The following is a 17,980-nucleotide window of genomic DNA, read 5'->3' on the forward strand; positions in this document are numbered from 1 at the left end:
TTGTAGCGGGTCATTTATTTAAGCACTCGTTTTCGTTAACGACTCGGATGGCTGTTTGATGCGTGTTACACTCTGTCGGCCATCAATCCCCACTGGAATATCGCCGTCTACAGTGACTCGGCGCACAATTCGATGCTGGTCACCGTAATCGTTGATCGCGTAGTGCTGTGTTGCGCGATTGTCCCAGATCACGACATCTCCGGCAGACCATCGCCAACGAACCGTATTTTCCAGCTTAGTAATATGCCCCTGAAGTAGAGACAAGAGTTGAGCAGAATCTGCGGAAGAAAGGCCCAGGATTTTCTTCACAAAATGGCCAAGCACAAGGGTGCGTTCACCCGTCTCGGGATGCACACGAACGATAGGATGCTCGGTTTCATACACCGTGGAAGCAAACACTTCCCGATGATGGCGCTCCTTCTCGGGAGAGACTTCAGGACGCTGCGCGGCATAATCGTAGTCGTTGCTGTGCAGTGCCCATAGCTGATCAACAAGGGTACGCAGCTCTGAGGGGAGGTGCTCATAAGCGGCTGCGGTATTCGCCCAAACCGTGTCACCACCGGAAGCGGGAACCACGACAGCACGAAGAACGGAGGCCTGCGGGTAAGCATCGACGAAGGTCACATCGGTATGCCAAGAATCGGCACGCCCGCCATGAGCGGAATCAAGCTCAAGAACATAATCAGTGCCGGTTTTAATTGGCACCGTCGGATGAGCAACAGGATCACCAAGCAGGCGAGCAAAAGCCTCCTGTCCCGCGTCATCCAGCTGATGCTGATCACGAATGAAAATGACTTTATGCTGCAATAACGCCTCGCGGATCGTCTTAACCGTCTGAGTATCCAGATCAGCGTTAAGGCTCACCCCTTTTATTTCTGCGCCAATTCTGCCTGCAATCGGAAGCACCTCAATGTGACCGGGAGTTACCTTAACTTGTTCATTTGTACTCATACGAATTACCTCCATTAAATTATATTTATGCGCCTCCAACGGCAGCAGTCGCATACTGATTAGCAGGTCGGGACAAGCCCAAATGTCCCCGCAGGGTAGTTCCTGAATATTCCGTGCGGAACAATCCTCTTCGCTGCAGCTCCGGTATGACGAACTGTGCGAATTCTTCCAATCCGGCAGGTAAATAAGGCGGCATCACATTAAAGCCGTCACTGCCCCCGTGTAAGAACCATTCTTCAAGCTGGTCGGCAATTTGGATAGGTGTACCAGCAAACGTACGATGACCACGTCCGCCTGCGAGACGATGAAGAAGGCCGCGAATGGTTAAATTGTCGCGCTTTGCTAAATCAGCGACCAGCTGGAAGCGGCTTTTATTCCCATTGATGTCGGACAAGCTTGGCAGCTCCGGCAGCGGTCCATCCAACGGATATGAGAATAAATCAATGTTCATCATATTGGACAACTGATTCAGCCCATATTCCGGAACGGTTAATTCGTTTAATTCTTGCTCTTTTTCTTTGGCTTCTGATTCGGTTCGACCGATAATAGGGCAGATGCCCGGTAAGATTTTCAACTGCTCAGGAGATCGGCCATACTTGGCAAGTCTTGATTTTACATCTGAATAAAACTGTTGGGCCTCTACAAGTGTTTGCTGAGCAGTGAATATGGCCTCCGCATATTGAGCGGCGAATTCTTTGCCAGATTCGGAAGAACCGGCTTGAACAAGCACAGGATATCCCTGTGGAGACCTTGGTATATTTAGTGGTCCGCGTACTTTGAAGGTGTCGCCGACATGATTGATTTCCCGGACTTTACTTCGATCTGCGAAGGTACCTGATTCTCGATCAATGATCAGGGCTTCATCTTCCCAGCTGTCCCACAGACTGGTCGTTACGTCTAGAAATTCTTTGGCCCGTTCATAGCGCTTGCTGTGCTCCAAATGGTCATCTTTACTGAAATTGCTAGCCTCAAATGAGCTGCCGGAAGTGACGATATTCCAGCCTGCTCGACCTTTGCTTATGTGATCCAACGAGGCAAATTTGCGGGCAACATGAAAGGGTTCATTATACGTTGTAGAGACGGTGCCGATAAGTCCGATATGATCAGTTACCGAGGCTAAGGCAGAAAGCAAAGTGAAGGGTTCAAGCCCAACAAACGCGCCATGCTTAATGTTTTGACTGACCGCCAATCCATCTGCCAAGAAGAGGGAGTCGAATTTAGCCTGTTCTGCAATTTGCGCAATCCGTTGAAAATAACGAATATCCGTAATATTCTCCGGCTCTGTGTTCTTATGTCTCCATGATGCTTCATGATGTCCCGTATTCATGATGAATACATTTAAATGCAGTTGTCTTTTCTCTTTGCTCATGATCACTCACGCACCCTTTTATTTTTTTACTCACTGTAGGTTTGCTTCCAGCCTGTTAATCTCTTCTCCAGCGTAACGAGTAGGTAATTAATGATTAAACCAATAACCGAAATAGAGATAATGCCTGCGTACATATTCGTGATTTGAAAGCTGAACTGTGTGTATTGAATTAAGTAACCGAGACCGGACTTCGCACCGACCATCTCAGCGGCAACGAGCACTAGAATAGAGCCGGCTCCAGCCTGCCGAATGCCTACGAAAATAGTCGGAGTTGCAGCGGGGATAATCACTTTGCGAAATAAGCTGACTGGCGATAAACCCATCGAACGAGCTGACTTGATCAAAAGTGGATCGACATTTTTGACGCCGCTAATGGTGTTCAGTAGAAGCGGGAAAGTGCAGGCATACAGCACGATGGCAATCTTCGAGGTTTCACCCAGACCGAGCAAAAGAATGAAAACCGGCAGTATGGCAAGTGCGGCCGTATTTCGCAATAATTCGAGCAAGGGATTGAGATACTCCGATACGGGCTTCCACCAACCGATGGCGAGGCCAAGAGGGATGCTGATGAGGATTGCCAGCGTAAATCCGCTCAAAGAACGCGATAAGCTGGCTATTGTATGCTCGGTAAGATCACCCGCCAGCAGCAACTGCCACCAAGCAGCCGCTATTTCGGAAATCGGAGGGAAGAACGTTCGATCAACGAGACCTACACGAGGCGCCACTTCCCATACGAATAGCAAGGCAACGATGACAATAGCATTTTTGAACAGTTTTCTGAGCTTCGCTAAGGACCATAGGGCGACATCAAAGCTTTCTTTTTCACGAAGAACCAGGGCTTTCCCCGCATTCACACTAGCCATTACTAACGCCCCCTTTTAACGCAGATTTATTGTGCTCAAAGCCATCCAAGCTCTTGGCTATTTCTTGCTGCTGGGCTCTTGTTACTTCGTCTTTAAGCAAATCCCACACCTCGTGGCGCAGCTTGACGAAGTCAGGATGAGATCGCAAATCTTCTTCACTTCTACGTGATTCAAAAGGGATATCAATGACTTTCTTGATTCTCCCTGGACGAGAGGTCATTACAGCGACACGCTGGCCTAAGTAAACCGCTTCTTCAATGCCATGCGTGATGAAAATAATCGTTTTTTTCGTAGCCTCCCAAATACGCAGCAATTCGCTTTGCAGGGTTTCACGTGTTTGCGCATCAAGCGCAGCGAAGGGTTCATCCATCAGCAGCACTTCGGGATCGTAGGCCAAGCTTCTGGCGATCGCAACCCGCTGTTTCATGCCTCCTGAAATCTCATGGGGATAACGGTTTTCGAAGCCGGCAAGCCCAACTAGATGAATAAACTCTAGGGCTATTTTGCGGCGTTCTTTGCGACCCACCCCTTTGGCTTCGAGGCCAAACTCCACATTCGCAAGCGTCGTCTTCCACGGGAAAAGCGCATACTGCTGAAACACGATACCGCGATCTAGATTCGGTCCTGTAATGGCCTTGCCGTCTAACAAAATCTGCCCGCTGCTTGGCTTCGTTAAACCCGCAAGTAAGTCGAGCAATGTTGATTTGCCGCAGCCGCTAGGGCCGACGATGACCATGAACTCGCCCTTCTTCACCTCCAAATTGATATCCTTTAGGGCGGAAATAGGCTGTGAATCTTCTTTCAAATGCCCTAGGTTTCTTTGGATTCGAAACGATTTCTGCACATGCTGAATGCTTATTTTAGCTGTCATTTGCAGCACCTCCATAACGGTTTCACAAGTCTGAACCAGGCTTCATAAGCCAGATACTTCATCTACTTCTTCTCATTTACAAAAGGATTGAATTCATTCGTGTACAGGTCTTTGATCTTCAATTGCCCTTCTTTAAGGACGCCTTCGTTCTCCAGCCAATGGATCCAAGTATCGAATTCCTTGTCAGAGATCAAGCCGCCTTTACCGGCAACACCGGTGCTTTTCCAAAACTTCACAGTAGAAGTATCTTCTTTTCTGCCTCGGGCGTTAATGATTTTCTCATAACGAGCAACGACTTCATCCCGCGGTGTTATGCGAGCCCACTCAATAGCTTTGGCGGTTGCCTCAACAAATTTACGCGAGGCATTCGGATTCGCTTTGATGAATTTATCAGTCAGCACGTAAACTGCCGGCACTAAAGGTGCCAAACAGATCGATATCCTTAAACAAAGGGTGAATGCCTCCGCGCTCCAGCGCTTTGTCACGCAGCACGCCGCCTAGTGTGGCTACATCGATTTGTTCTGCGCGCAGCGTCTGTTCCGTCGTGACCGGCGGTACGACAACTAGCGTTACTTGCTTAATCTCCTCCGTCGTTAGGCCGGCTCTGTGCAAGTATTCCTTAATGACGAATTCATGGTGAGCACCTAGTGTATTCACTGCAATCTTTTTGCCAATTAAGTCCTTTGCAGATTTGATCGGGCTGCCATCTAAAACGTAATATCCCGTCCACGTATTCTCATCGACACCATAGTAAGCAATAACTGGCTTAATCGGAGCTTTGGCAGATATCAATTTCACGATAGCCCCATTAAAAGCTCCGCCAAAGTCGGTATCCCCCGTAACGACGGCTTGAATATCTTGAGGACCACTAATCGTATTGCCGATAAATTTCAGCTTCAAAGGAGCTAAGTACCCCAGATCATCAGCTAATTCTGGAAAAGTAACGGAGCCAACACCTCCTTGATAACGAAGCTCAGTGACTTCAGGTGCGCCGCCGCTCGCAGATGCAGTCGCTTCTGTTTTGCCGCAGGCTGTCAATAGTAAAGAGGAAGCAAGAAGTAATACGATGGCTGTCGTGCAGCCTTTTTTAGCAAAATGAGTCATGTTCATATCCCCCTAACGATAATTTGCTTTCGTTGATTTCTAACCAAGTTATCTCCAGAGGTCTGGTCGTAAATTGCATAATTCCTATAGACTTACTATGAATATATTTCTATAATGAAATATAATCTCAGCCCACCCAACTGTCAATGAATTGGAAACACATGAACATGAATGACGATGAATGACCATCTTAACCCCGGCAGGAGGCGCGATGACCATGACCAACCAGCGATTCAACCTCATTTCTTTGCATGATGCGATCGATTTGCTTGGTGTAAGCCGATCCACCTTTGACAGATGGCGTAAATTAAAGCAGCTCCCTTTTGTGAAAATAGGGAAAGAAATCTTAATTGATAAGAATGAACTGGAGCAGTGGGTTCGTCTTCACTCTTTTAGCATACAGAATCCGCCATTTGCCTCAGGTGCAGCAACAACTGTCACTTCTCAGGAGCTATCGACGATAACGGTTGGTTATCAGAGCGGAACGGCCCATATGTGGACAGCACTCATCATGAAAGAGCTTGGCTGGTTGGAGGAAGAGCTCATCTTAGTCAATCCTAGCCGTTCTGTGCATGTAAAATGGTTGGATGCAGCTAATGGAACGTTGCTGCTGCAAGGATTGATTGGGGGCAGCATCCAGATTGCTTCCTTGGGAGACTATCCGATTGCACTTAGTCAATCACTGAGTCAGACGCTGCCTGCATTTCGCCCTATTCTACTGGCCTTTGACGGCAAAACCTCCGGTGGGCAAGGGATTTCACTCGTTATGCGCAAAGGGCTGGAGATCAACGATATTTCGGAGATCTGTCAATGGCCGCTTTCATCGGCAGCGCAATCGAGTGCGGGTTATCGTTTATCGAAGCTGCTTCAATCGCTTGGAGGTCATGAGAATCATTTTGAACATAAAGAAATGGATGAATGCATGGCGGGGATCGTGAAGCGGAAGCTTGCCGGAAGTGTCATGTGGGAGCCGTATATTAGCTTGGCTCAATACCACGGCGTAGGTCAGGTGCTTTTTCCAGAGGGAATAGGGGAGAATTATTTGACGGGAATTGTTGCGGATGAGAATTGGGCGCGACATCATGAAGGAGACGCAGTTGCTTTCTTAAAAGCACATGTTCGGGTCCATACGTTTATCCGCAATAATCCTCATGCAGCTGCCGAGCTTATTTCCCGAGCCAAAGGAATTCCTCCAGAAATTACAGCACGCATAATCGCTAAAGTTAGATGGGATGCTGCTTTTTATTCGAAAGATATGAACGCTCTACAGCAGCTATCAGTTCCATTATCCCAAAAAATTTGTTTCAAAGGTGAATATTTACAACAAGCCATTAAGGCATTAAAGCTGCCTCTAGTGAGCTGCGATCCGTTGGAAGGGGATTGGGCCGTGGAGCAGTTGTACTAATTTCAAAGAGGCTTTCGCTTCGCTTCATTTCGGTATATAGTAAAAAAGAATTGAAGTGTTGAAAGGAGTGCCGAATGCTTACAACGATGCGTGATGAACAAAATGGTATTTTCCCAGCCGTATGCTCACTGGATTGTCCAGATCAATGCGGCCTGCTGCTTCATAAAGAAGCTGGAAAGATCGTTAAAATAGAGGGAGACCCGAATCACCCGGTAACACAAGGGGCTATTTGCAATAAAGTCCGGAACATGACGGCACGTATATATGATGATAAAAGGCTGCAGTATCCCATGAAGCGCGTGGGTCCTAAGGGTGAAGGCAGTCAGTTTGAAAGGATTACTTGGGAAGAAGCGATCGAAACCATTACAAGTCGGTGGAAAAAACTAATCGAAGATGAAGGCACAGAATCTATCTTGCCTTACAGCTTTTATGGCAACATGGGTCGGATTGGGACGGAAGGGATGGATCGTCGCTTTTTTAATCGGATGGGAGCAAGCCGACTGCTTTATTCCATCTGCGAATCAGCAGGAACAGAAGGCTACAAGTATACAATGGGAGGCAGCTTCGGGACAGATCCAGAGGATACGGTTCATGCCAAGCTGATTATCATGTGGGGCATTAATGCTGTGAGCACGAATATGCATCAGGTTATGTTGGCTGAGAAAGCCCGTAAGAATGGTGCGCAAATTATCGTGATTGACGCTCATAAGAACCAAACAGGCCGCTGGGCGGACTGGTTTATTCCGATTTTGCCAGGAACAGACGCTGCCCTTGCTCTCGGAATCATGCATATCTTGTTCGATGAGAATTTGGTAGATGAAGCGTTTATGCAGCAATATACCGCTGGGCATGAGGAGCTAAGGGAGCATGTGCGTCAATATGATCCTTCTGTGGTATCTACAATAACGGGCGTACCTGCCCGAGACATTTACCGCTTAGCTCGTTTATACGGTCAGACTTCGCCATCTTTTATTCGAATTGGGAATGGCATTCAGCATCATGATAACGGTGGTATGTGTGTGCGGACCATAGCCTGCCTGCCAGCGTTAACGGGACAGTGGCTGCATAAAGGCGGCGGTGCGATTAAAGGAAATGGCAGCTACTTAGAGCACAATATTCCGGCTTTACAGCGACCTGATTTGCGGGAGAAGGAAGCTCGTCAAATTAATATGAATTTGCTCGGGAGCGCCTTGCTGGAGCTCGATCCGCCAATTCGTTCGCTTTATGTGTACAATTCCAACCCAGCGTTAGTTGCTCCTCATGCGAATAAGGTGAGGGAGGGACTTCAGCGGGAGGAGCTGTTTACCGTGGTTCATGACCTGTTTCTGACCGAAACAGCGAAGTTCGCGGATATTGTGCTTCCAGCAACGTCTTCCTTTGAAAATACGGACTTTTACCGCTCCTATTGGCATCAATATGTGCACCTTCAGCTTCCCGTCACAGCTCCTTATGGAGAAAGCAAAGCGAATGTGGATGTGTTTCGTTTGTTGGCGGCGGGGATGGGCTACGAGGAGGAAGCTTTGCGGGATAGCGATGAAGCTTTGATTCGCCAGGCTTTGGATCATCCTGGAAACCCAGCTCTGAATAACATATCGTACGAAACACTACTGGAAAAACAGTTTATCAAGGCGGATGTTAAGCCCTTGTTCCCTGGGGAATTAAAGACACCAAGCGGGAAGATCGAGCTTTATTCTCATGAGATGGAGAGCAAAGGTTTCCCGCCACTTCCGACATATACGCCACTAGTGGATGAAGGTGACCTGCCATTCTTGTTCGTTCCGGCACCGAATCATAACTTCTTGAATTCGACGTTTGCGCATAATGAGAAGCATATCCGAATGGAAAAAATGCCGAAGCTTCATATGAATGAGGCGGATGCTTCCGCATTAGGCTTGGTCAGTGGTGATGTTGCCCGTGTATGGAATGATCGCGGAGAGTGCGAATTAGTCGTAGCGGCTGGCTCGGATGTGCTGCGAGGCGTGGTTGTAAGCCAAGGACTTTGGGCGGATTTGCCGGGGAACAAAGCATTGGTTAACGCGCTCACGCCAGACCGGGTAGCCGATATGGGCGGCGGTGCTACGTTCTTCTCAGGGCGTGTGCGGGTGGAGAAGCGCGAAGTAAACTGAACCCTTGGGCGCCTCGCCGCATAAGGTACTTTAGGAGGTGATGACCTATGTCCTTACAGCATAAAGCGTATGCCTGGATCGGAAGCCCAGTAGGTGTATCCCTAATGGACGGGACTGGTGTTTCTGGTATTCTGTGCAGTATTCAAGAGGGGTCTATTTACGTAATCGAATATTTATATCACACCCAATTTGCTACCAAACATTATGCATTCAATCAAATTCGAGATATTCTACCGTTCCCGCAATGCACCCAGCCTCAACCGCCTGTGTACCAACCGAAACCTTTATATTAGTTTAAAAAAGAATATTAGTTAAAAAAGTTTCCAAATGCCGATCCGCATGGATCGGTTTTCTTTTTTGCTGCCTTGGACAATCCATCCTTTGGATTGAAAAGCGAACTGCTGCACGTTTAAATTTAGTTTCTCGATAACTCACCCTGTTGTTCCAGGACCATCCAATTAGGTCACACGCAGAGTATTATATCACTTAGAGCAGTTAGCTAGGTGTACTTGGACAGGTACCTGGACTCAGAGGAAGGGTGACAGGTACAGAAAAACAAGGATGAAGATGGTGCGAAAGTGGAGCGAGACGTTTGAAAAAGACTTCTCAACTGTCGAGAGTAGGTAAGTTAGTGGGTTTGCGGCTTGAGAAGGCAGAAAAGGCAGTCTCGGAGGCCCGAATGGAGCGAAGGTGGAGCGAGACGTCTGAAAAAGACTTCCCAACTGTCGAGAGTAGGTAAGTTAGCGGGTTTGCGGGCTTGAGAAGGCAGAAAAGGCAGAAAAGGCTATCTCAGAGGCCCGGTTGGAACGAAAGTGGAGCGAGACGTCTGAAAAAGACTTCTCAACTGCTGAGAGCAGGCAAGTTAGCGGGTTTGCAGCCTGAGAGGGTAGAAAAGGCTGTCTCGGAGGCCCGAATGGAGCGAAAGTGGAGCGAGACGTTTGAAAAAGACTTCTCAACTGTCGAGAGTAGGTAAGTTAGCGGGTTTGCGGCTTGAGAAGGCAGAAAAGGCTGTCTCGGAGGCCCGAATGGAGCGAAAGTGGCACAAGACGTCTGAAAAGGACTTCTTAGTTGCTGAGAGTAGGCAAGTTAGCGGGTTTGCAGCCTGAGAGGGTAGAAAAGGCTGTCTCGGAGGCCCAGTTGGAGCGAAAGTGGAGCGAGACGTCTGAAAAAGACTTCTCAACCGCTGAGAGCAGGTAAGTTAGCGGGTTTGCGGCTTGAGAAGGCAGAAAAGGCTGTCTCGGAGGCCCAGATGGAGCGAGACGTCTGAAAAAGACTTCTCATCTGCTGAGAGCACGCTGTCCGAGGCTAGACTGCACTTTTTGCCTATCGCTGCCTGATGCTTGCTGCCTAAGATAGCCAAATCCCAATAATACCCCTCTAAGACCTAAATAAATGACAATAAAATTAGCTTGAAAGAGAGTATGATGAGGGTCACAAGGCATCTGTATGCGCTTACATAAATATTCAAACATTAAACAGAATAAGGAGCTTGTTGACATGAAAATTTATCTCGTTCAAAGAAAGTTAGCCATGATGTTAATGATTTCAATGGTTTTCTCATTATTCCTCATCCCTTCGCCAGGAAAGGCGACTGATGTTGAGGTGGATGTGGCTGCTCTGCTGCCTACAGCGGATGCGGCTATCGCTATGGACACTACGAATACAGCGATTGCCAATACTAACTTTGATACCAAAACGAGCTCAACAACGGGTATATACAACATCTTGTCCAGCAGCACTGTCAAAAGACAGGCCTACTATAAATTTAACGTGGCTGCGGTTTCGGACAGTGCATACAAGTATTATTTGCAGGTATCTGCAAAACGGGGGAGCGGTGCAAATGACGTGGACACAGCTTTACAAGTGTTCGCTCAGAACGATATTACATGGCAGGAAGCAGCAATTACTTGGAATACAGCGCCCCAAACGGATCTGGCTCAATTAGCTAAGTTAGGGCAAATCACGGTCACTCAGCCTAATACGATATCCAAGCCGGCTCTATATACGGTAGACGTAACTAATTATGTAAGACAGCATTTATCGGATGGTGCAGTATCCTTCGTTGTCGGTGATTCACAAGGCTTAGGCAGATCGGTTAATGTGTATTCCAAAGAAACGACGGCAACCAATCCTAAGCCGCAGTTGGTGGTGAAACGAGTGGTACAAGGTGATAATACACCGCCTACTTGGCCATCAAACGCTGTCTTAAAGTCAAGCAATCTGGGAACGGATTTTGTCCAATTAACCTGGCCAGCAGCTACAGATGATACCTTAGTAACCAACTATTTGGTCTATCAAAATGACTCCGTTCTTTCTACCGTTTATGGGAGTACTTATTATAACGTCGAAGGATTAACACCAAATACGAGTTATACCTATAAGATCATCGCTGGAGACGCGGCTGGAAACTACTCCACAACTCCGTTGATCTACAGCGCGACAACGTTAACTTCTCCTGTTACTCCCCTACAGGTTGTGGAAGTTAATGCTAGCAGCAGCGATGGAAATGTAGAGAGCAATACGCTCGATAACAATCTATACAGCCGCTGGTCCGCTTCAGGTGATGGTCAATATGTGATGTTTGACTTGGGGCAAACGAGGAGTATCGGGTACGTGGGCATAGCTTTTTATAAAGGAGATCAACGCTCTACCCTTATAGATATTCAGACTTCAAATGATGCTATTTCATGGTCGAATGTGTTTAGTGGCAGCAGCCGCGCGAGTACGGTTAACATGCAGGCATTTGATTTCCCGGATATCAATGCTCGTTTCCTAAGAATTGTAGGACATGGCAACTCGGATGGCAGCACCTTTACCAGCTTAACGGAAGTGATGATTTACGCACCTTTTTTATCAGGAGATACACCGGTTGCCATTGTTCCGAATAATACACCTACGGCTCCCCCAGGGACAGTTCCTTTCACGAAGGCTGGCTTGACGAAACCAGATGGTTCCGAGCACCCTATGCATACACCTAACGCTGTAACGGGAAAAACGATTAATGTGGTAGATTATGGCGCCGACCCAGCGGATAATGAACAAGATGACCGGATAGCTATTCAAAATGCCATCAATGCTGCCGCTTTCGGCGATGAAGTCTTTTTACCGAATGGTGTGTATAATTTGAAAACATCGCCTGACGGGTTTATTAACATAAAACTCAAATCCGGAGTGAATGTAAGAGGAGAAAGCCAAACTGGCACGCTATTGAAATCAAGTATTGACGACGTCAAGAATAGTTCAGTCTTGAAGTCATCCAATCAACACGATATTATCGTTTCGTACCTTACAGTAACCTCAACTTGGAATCGTACATTTTCCTTAGAGCATGCTACGAATAATCCAGATGCCGGGGGACCCGACAGTATGATTGCCATAGCGAACTATGGTGAGAATCCGTCCTATAACGTGACCATTGATCAGGTTACTGTTGAACGGTTTAGACGGATGGCGATTCGGATTGAGAACAGCCATGATGTCGTAGTTCGCGGCAGTACGTTCCGCAATGCAACCGATCTCGGTGGCGGCGGAGCAGGTTATGGAACTTCCATTCAAGGAATGCCGAAGGTCGATAGGCTTGGTTTTGATAATGATACGTATTGGAATGTGGTGGAAAATTCTACGTTCGAAGGGCCATATTTGCGTCATGGTTCCCTCATCCAAAATGTAGCGCACAATAACGTTCTGAGAAATAATCTCTATACCAATACCAAATTGGATGCTATTGATCTTCATGGTGAGCTGGAGTACCTGAACGAAGTTCACGGCAATACGATCGAAAACATTTTTACCGGCGGGGGCATAGGTCTTGGAAATACAGGCGGTACAGCGCCAAGCAACCATAGTAAAACGGGTCCTAATAACTACATTCATGACAACCTAATTCGAAACTCACGTGAAGGCATAGTCGTTTCGATGGGTACTCCGGATACATTGATCGAGCACAACACAATTGAAAACACGATAACTGTCAATAATGGCGTTGGGATCAACATTTTAAACGGACCAGGTACTCGGATTATTAATAATCTAATTCGCAATAATACAGCGGGCAATTACTGGGGAATTCTGCTCGAACACGACAACGGTGACCAAAATGCCAATAGTGTAGGACAGGGAGACCCTCAAAACGTACAAATTACAGGGAATACGTTAACAGGAAATACGAATGGGATTCAGCTGCAGGCAGGCTCAAATATTATGGTCAGTAAGAATTTCTTAAACAATATTGGAACCAATTATGAAAAGGCAGCTGGTGTGACGGCTACGGAAATATGGCCTTCGACCGACAACGCGTTAAGCAGTTTGACGATAAGTACAGGTACATTAAGTCCTGCATTTGATGCAGCTGTAACCGAATATACGTCAAGTGTGTCTAATGAGATAGCTCAAATCAGCATCCATCCAACGGCAGCAGACAGTCAAGCGAAGATAACGGTGAACGGAGCATTAGTTATAAGTGGAGAGGTTTCCAGTGACATTCAGCTAAATGTGGGCGAAAATAGGATCGACATTGTTATTACCGCCGAAGATCATTCTGCAAAGACATATCAACTGACAGTAACTCGGCTGTTATCAAACAATGCGAATCTAAGCAGCTTGACGATTAGTGCGGGAACATTAAGTCCGGGATTCGGAGCGAATGTAACAGCATACACGGTGCCAGTGTCAAATGGAACCAGTAAGATCACCGTCACGCCAACTGTTGCAGACAGCCGAGCAAAGGTAACGGCTAACGGTGCATTAGTTGTAAGTGGAGCAGCACCTGAAGTTATTCACTTGAAAAAGGGTGAGAACACGATTGATATTCAGGTGACAGCTGAGGATACCTCCACTAAAACATACAAGCTCATTGTGATGAGAGGCAGCGACAAGGATAGAGACAAGGACAAATAAAGCACTGAACAAGAGTCGGCGGGGTCTTCCCTCCCGACTCTTTACATTGTACGAAAGGCGAAGGAATTTCACATCAAGATCGACCCTATGATACAATACGGAAAAATGAATGTTGAGTGGTGAATCTATGACATTTGAAGAGGTAATGAATAATCTAGAGGAGCTTGGAAGCGAGCAAACGAAGAAAACGTTTCTTCGGCATGGTGCGCAGGAGCCTTTTTTCGGAGTAAAAGTAGGCGATCTGAAGAAGTTGGTCAAATTCGTCAAAAAAGATCGTGAGCTAGTCCTCACTCTTTACAATTCAGGCAATACGGATGCGATGTACTTGGCCGGACTTTCCGTTGATCCAAAAACAATGACGAAGCAAGAACTTCAGAATTGGGCGAAGCAAGCCTATTGGTATATGCTCACCGAATATACGGTAGCGGGCGTGGCTGCAGAAAGCAGCAGCGCGCTTGAATTGGCACGGGAATGGCTGCAATCTCCCGATGAATTAATTGCCACATGTGGATGGAGCACTTATGCCAACTATATTAGTATCACACCAGATGAGAAGCTCGATCTTCATGAAATTGCGCAGCTGTTGGAGCAAGTGAGAACAACGATTCATGCGGAAAGAAATCGCGTTAGATATACAATGAACACCTTCGTTATTACGGTGGGTGCGTATTGTGTTCCTCTATTTGAAGCTGCGACGGAAGTAGCTAATGAGATTGGCAAGGTTCATGTTGACGTCGGTCAAACGGCTTGTAAAGTGCCACTCGTGAGTGAATATATTCATAAAATAGAATCGATGGGCCGAGTAGGGAAGAAGAAGATGACGTGTATTTGTTAATATGCTAAAAAGCTATGACTGAAACGGCAGCGAAAGATGCCGTTTTTAGTCATAGCCTTGTCGTAACGAAAGTTGAGTTGAGTATTAGTCATTGGAATAAATGCGGTCAACGGCTTCTAAATGAATATCCAACTGCAGAGAGTATTCATCACGCAGTTGTTTGAATATCTCAATCGTAAACGCAATTTGTTCATTTGTGTGTGAAGCTGTGGGAATAATTCGGAACATAATTAATTCTTTTGGAATGACAGGATACATCACACATTGTAAAAAGACCCCATGATCCCTTAAAAATTTAACCCAATATTTACCTACAGCCAGATCTCCTCCAGGAACATATACCGAAATAATCGGAGAGGCTGTTTGGGCTACATAGTAACCAAGGTTTCTTAATCCGTTTGATAGCAATTCGGACACTTCAAACAATCTTTCCCGCCTGACGTGGCCCTCTTGGACTAGCTCGAGGGTTTTTCTTAAACTCTTTACATACACCATTGGCAAGCTTTTCGCAAAGATTTGGGTTCTTGCATTATATTGAATCCAATCTACCACTTCTTTTTTAGCTGCTGAAAAGCCGCCAATGGCCGTAAACGCCTTTGCAAATGTCGATAAATAAATGTCTACCTTGTCCTGAACCCCGAAATGCTCAGCAGCCCCTCTGCCATGCGCCCCCATCACACCAAAGCCATGAGCATCATCAACGAATAATCTGGCTTCATACTTGTCCTTGAGCTCACAAATTCGATCCAGTTTGGCCAGATCTCCCGTCATACCGTAGACCCCTTCTGTTAACACGAGGACTCCTTTTTTTCTTGTTTTGTTCACTGTCTGTAACAGCTTCTCGAGACTATCCATATCGTTATGCCGAAAAACTCTCAAATTTCTTGGGTCGGATACAGCCAAACGGGCTGCGTCGATAATAGAAGCATGACACAATTTGTCCATCACGATAATGTCGTCTTTACCTACCAATGAAGCAATCGTTCCAATAATACCCAAGTAACCAAAGTTAAATAAAACGGAGGACTCCTTCTGCGCGTAGGCAGCCAACTCCTCTTCCAATGCTATGTGCTCATGGGTATTACCGCTCACCATTCTACATCCCATGGGGCCGCTTACCCCCCATTCCATAGCGGTTTCCACAGCAACTTGCTTTATTTCATTATTGTCAGCCAGTCCAAGGTAATTATTCGTCGCCCACATGACTTTGTCGTTTCCTTCAAAACGCATAACTGTTCCCGGAACCGATTCTAATACGGGAGAAACAAAATAATTGTCCCCGGCTACTCTGAAATCACCGAAATAACCTTCATTGGTTTGGCACTTGTCAAAAATATCCGTGTATTGTTGCATCGTTTTTTGCATGAGGTTTACTCCTTCTCGATTAAGGCTTGAATTTTTTTATACATAAGATCAGTGGCAAATTGCTGACGACCAATCGATACGTCTGGTTTTATTCGATTTATGCCAAAGTCCCCCTTAATGTTTTTATAGCCGCCACCTGTAATATTTAGTAGGATCGATGACTGCTTGGCAACACTTCCACTGTTTATATTCTTGATAAGCGCCGCAACGGCAGCTCCCGATTCTGGCAAGATATCACAGCCTTCCAGCTTTTCGAATAATGCGCACGCCTCTTTAATCTCCCGGTTGGTGACGCTGAATACATTTCCTTCCGATTTCGTCAGTGCGTCGTATAAGCCTCCAGCCAACCCATAGGGAGGATTTCGATTCGAAAGCACTTTAGCACAGATTTTGCCGATCTGGTACTTCGCATGCTCTTCCTCGATATCTACAGTTCTTATGCGTTGTTTCCAAGCGTCGGCAATAGGTGTAAAAGGGATGTTTTGACTCAGATGCAATTTCATCATTTTGTATCTATAATCTCCACTCTCCACCAATCGCAAATTTGCTTCATATGCCGCAATGGCACCGGCTCCACTACCTATCGCCTGATAGTAGTAGTCTGGAATTTCGCCCATCATCGAAATGGCTGATAGAACGGTTACACCTAACCCATCACGTTTGGCTACATTTCTTGTCCCGCCTGAGTTTTGGAACCCATCCATCGTACTAATCAAATCACTTAATTTAATGGCATCGGAATAATCACAATCTCCGTCGGCTGAAATAACTTTCACACAGTGATTCACCCTGGTAGTTGACCAAAGACGGGTAAGAAGTTTATTAGGAACTACGAGTACAAGAGGCAATTGATTCTCTGAGCATACCTTCATGTACGCTCTTGCCGTATTTCCAGCTGATGCTACAACAAGCGTTTTGCCCAGTTCCCATGGAAACCTGGAACACACCGTGTAGGCCTCACATTCCTTGAAGGTACCCGTTGTCATATCGGCATTACGTTCTTTCCAATAGCCATTGAATGTAATGTGTAATTTCGATAACCCTAGGTAGGACGCCAATTTTGTACTTCGGTAGGTTGAAGGTAAACTGGAACCTTGCAGAATACGACGGATTGGAAGCCAATCTGAATATTGATATAAACCCGGGTGATGATTAATGTTTAGTTTCTTATTCAAATAGATCGTTCTAAGGAGCGAAGGTTCTTCAATTGCACGGTTATGAAATACAAGACCGTCATCATCGATTTCCATTCCTGTTGCCATACACCTTAATTTTTCGTGATTTTTTATCATGGGCATTATCATCGTTTGGTCGACATCCTTTTATGCTCGTAGAATCAATGTGAGAGCGTTTACATTATAGTGGAATAGCCCTTTGGATAGAAATGTTTTTAGGTGTTTTTGAATAATATTTACAGTAATATTTTACCACTCGTCTTAACCCTGTCAAGTAAATATAGTATAATGAAAACCTTGAATATGTGGAACTGAACTAAATCGGGAGAGATGATTATGGATACTAACATGTATGTAAGCATAGCCGTAAAATTGGTTGTTGCTTTGGTTGGACTACTAATCATGACACGGCTTCTGGGAAAGAAAGAGATTTCTCAGCTTACGGCGTTTGATTTTGTCTCCTCCTTAATGCTCAGTGAGTTAGTTGGAAATACGATTTATGATGACAATGTTCATCTCAGCCATCTCGTTTTCGCACTTGTGATCTGGACACTGCTTGCACTTGGCCTCGAGAAGTTTATATGGACCGTCCCTTGGATTTCTCGATATGCAACAGGAACACCCGATTTGCTTATCCGTGATGGGATTATTGACTTTAAGGCGATGAAGCGTAACAATCTAGACTTTGGTCAACTTAGTATGCTGCTGCGGGAAAATGATGTGTTCTCTATGAGGGAAGTCGCCTATGCGTTGTTCGAAACGAATGGTAGTATTAGCGTGCTCCGCCAAAAGGATCCGGCAAGCCAAAACAATGAGGAGGCAGATTCCCCTAAGAAAAGGGTCTGCCTGCCGGAGAGTATTATTGAGAATGGGAGTATCAATGAAGCAGCACTGGAGCGTCTCGGCCGTGACTCGGAATGGCTGAAGCAGCTTTTGCAGCTGAGTGGAATCAGCCATCATGAACGGGTTCTTTTTGCCGAATGGTCTGATTCAAACGGACTTTTCTATCAGCTTAAATAG

General features: G+C 46.1%; 13 protein-coding genes and 1 pseudogene. 7 read left to right on the forward strand and 7 right to left on the reverse strand.

The window, feature by feature from the left end:
* Positions 1-18: 18 nt before the first annotated feature.
* The 5 genes and pseudogenes from QFZ77_RS10365 to QFZ77_RS10390 all read right to left on the reverse strand — a co-directional run bounded on the left by QFZ77_RS10365 (position 19) and on the right by QFZ77_RS10390 (position 5,158).
* Positions 19-951, reverse strand: a complete 933-nt coding sequence (locus QFZ77_RS10365) for a TauD/TfdA dioxygenase family protein (RefSeq protein WP_307439127.1) — start codon at positions 949-951, stop codon at positions 19-21.
* Between the two features lie 25 nt (positions 952-976).
* Positions 977-2,320, reverse strand: coding sequence for an LLM class flavin-dependent oxidoreductase (locus QFZ77_RS10370; RefSeq protein WP_307439131.1), 1,344 nt, complete (start codon positions 2,318-2,320; stop codon positions 977-979).
* A 26-nt stretch (positions 2,321-2,346) separates the two neighbouring features.
* Positions 2,347-3,183 carry an ABC transporter permease gene (locus tag QFZ77_RS10375; protein ID WP_307439133.1) on the reverse strand — a complete coding sequence of 279 codons (837 nt, stop codon included), beginning with the start codon at positions 3,181-3,183 and terminating at the stop codon, positions 2,347-2,349.
* Positions 3,176-4,054 (reverse strand): ABC transporter ATP-binding protein, encoded by an 879-nt coding sequence (locus tag QFZ77_RS10380; protein ID WP_307439134.1) that lies wholly within the window; start codon positions 4,052-4,054, stop codon positions 3,176-3,178. Before QFZ77_RS10380 ends, QFZ77_RS10375 begins: the two co-directional genes overlap by 8 nt.
* A 62-nt stretch (positions 4,055-4,116) precedes the next feature.
* Positions 4,117-5,158, reverse strand: a pseudogene (locus QFZ77_RS10390) (ABC transporter substrate-binding protein).
* 217 nt (positions 5,159-5,375) lie between these two features.
* Here QFZ77_RS10390 and QFZ77_RS10395 point away from each other — a divergent pair.
* From QFZ77_RS10395 to QFZ77_RS10420, 6 genes are all read left to right on the forward strand, one after another.
* Positions 5,376-6,563 carry a helix-turn-helix domain-containing protein gene (locus QFZ77_RS10395; RefSeq protein ID WP_307439139.1) on the forward strand — a complete coding sequence of 396 codons (1,188 nt, stop codon included), beginning with the start codon at positions 5,376-5,378 and terminating at the stop codon, positions 6,561-6,563.
* Between the two features lie 74 nt (positions 6,564-6,637).
* Positions 6,638-8,689: a molybdopterin oxidoreductase family protein gene (locus QFZ77_RS10400; protein ID WP_307439141.1), complete on the forward strand. Its 2,052-nt coding sequence runs from the start codon at positions 6,638-6,640 to the stop codon at positions 8,687-8,689.
* Between the two features lie 47 nt (positions 8,690-8,736).
* A complete protein-coding gene (locus tag QFZ77_RS10405; protein ID WP_307439143.1) occupies positions 8,737-8,982 on the forward strand; it encodes a hypothetical protein in 246 nt (81 codons plus the stop codon).
* Between the two features lie 645 nt (positions 8,983-9,627).
* Positions 9,628-9,795: a hypothetical protein gene (locus QFZ77_RS10410; protein WP_307439145.1), complete on the forward strand. Its 168-nt coding sequence runs from the start codon at positions 9,628-9,630 to the stop codon at positions 9,793-9,795.
* 391 nt (positions 9,796-10,186) lie between these two features.
* A complete protein-coding gene (locus QFZ77_RS10415) occupies positions 10,187-13,585 on the forward strand; it encodes a cadherin-like beta sandwich domain-containing protein (RefSeq protein ID WP_307439147.1) in 3,399 nt (1,132 codons plus the stop codon).
* 127 nt (positions 13,586-13,712) lie between these two features.
* Positions 13,713-14,420, forward strand: coding sequence for a DNA alkylation repair protein (locus QFZ77_RS10420; protein WP_307439149.1), 708 nt, complete (start codon positions 13,713-13,715; stop codon positions 14,418-14,420).
* Between the two features lie 84 nt (positions 14,421-14,504).
* Here QFZ77_RS10420 and QFZ77_RS10425 read toward each other — a convergent pair whose 3' ends face one another.
* A complete protein-coding gene (locus QFZ77_RS10425; protein WP_307439152.1) occupies positions 14,505-15,785 on the reverse strand; it encodes an aminotransferase class I/II-fold pyridoxal phosphate-dependent enzyme in 1,281 nt (426 codons plus the stop codon).
* Between the two features lie 5 nt (positions 15,786-15,790).
* Positions 15,791-17,089 carry a cysteate synthase gene (locus QFZ77_RS10430; RefSeq protein ID WP_307439153.1) on the reverse strand — a complete coding sequence of 433 codons (1,299 nt, stop codon included), beginning with the start codon at positions 17,087-17,089 and terminating at the stop codon, positions 15,791-15,793.
* 207 nt (positions 17,090-17,296) lie between these two features.
* Between QFZ77_RS10430 and QFZ77_RS10435 the strand changes: the two genes are divergently transcribed.
* The gene (locus QFZ77_RS10435; protein WP_307439155.1) at positions 17,297-17,980 is read left to right on the forward strand and encodes a DUF421 domain-containing protein; all 684 of its coding nucleotides are present in this window, start codon (positions 17,297-17,299) and stop codon (positions 17,978-17,980) included.

It is taken from the genome of Paenibacillus sp. V4I3, from assembly GCF_030817215.1.
GTDB lineage: Bacteria > Bacillota > Bacilli > Paenibacillales > NBRC-103111 > Paenibacillus_E.

Bases quoted from the DNA above. Each gene is read 5' to 3' on its own strand.
- QFZ77_RS10405 (WP_307439143.1), top strand. From the start codon at position 8,737: ATGTCCTTACAGCATAAAGCGTATGCCTGGATCGGAAGCCCAGTAGGT.
- QFZ77_RS10370 (WP_307439131.1), bottom strand. From the start codon at position 2,320: ATGAGCAAAGAGAAAAGACAACTGCATTTAAATGTATTCATCATGAAT.
- QFZ77_RS10415 (WP_307439147.1), top strand. From the start codon at position 10,187: ATGAAAATTTATCTCGTTCAAAGAAAGTTAGCCATGATGTTAATGATT.
- QFZ77_RS10400 (WP_307439141.1), top strand. From the start codon at position 6,638: ATGCTTACAACGATGCGTGATGAACAAAATGGTATTTTCCCAGCCGTA.
- QFZ77_RS10425 (WP_307439152.1), bottom strand. From the start codon at position 15,785: ATGCAAAAAACGATGCAACAATACACGGATATTTTTGACAAGTGCCAA.
- QFZ77_RS10375 (WP_307439133.1), bottom strand. From the start codon at position 3,183: ATGGCTAGTGTGAATGCGGGGAAAGCCCTGGTTCTTCGTGAAAAAGAA.
- QFZ77_RS10430 (WP_307439153.1), bottom strand. From the start codon at position 17,089: ATGATAATGCCCATGATAAAAAATCACGAAAAATTAAGGTGTATGGCA.
- QFZ77_RS10435 (WP_307439155.1), top strand. From the start codon at position 17,297: ATGGATACTAACATGTATGTAAGCATAGCCGTAAAATTGGTTGTTGCT.
- QFZ77_RS10380 (WP_307439134.1), bottom strand. From the start codon at position 4,054: ATGACAGCTAAAATAAGCATTCAGCATGTGCAGAAATCGTTTCGAATC.
- QFZ77_RS10365 (WP_307439127.1), bottom strand. From the start codon at position 951: ATGAGTACAAATGAACAAGTTAAGGTAACTCCCGGTCACATTGAGGTG.
- QFZ77_RS10420 (WP_307439149.1), top strand. From the start codon at position 13,713: ATGACATTTGAAGAGGTAATGAATAATCTAGAGGAGCTTGGAAGCGAG.
- QFZ77_RS10395 (WP_307439139.1), top strand. From the start codon at position 5,376: ATGACCAACCAGCGATTCAACCTCATTTCTTTGCATGATGCGATCGAT.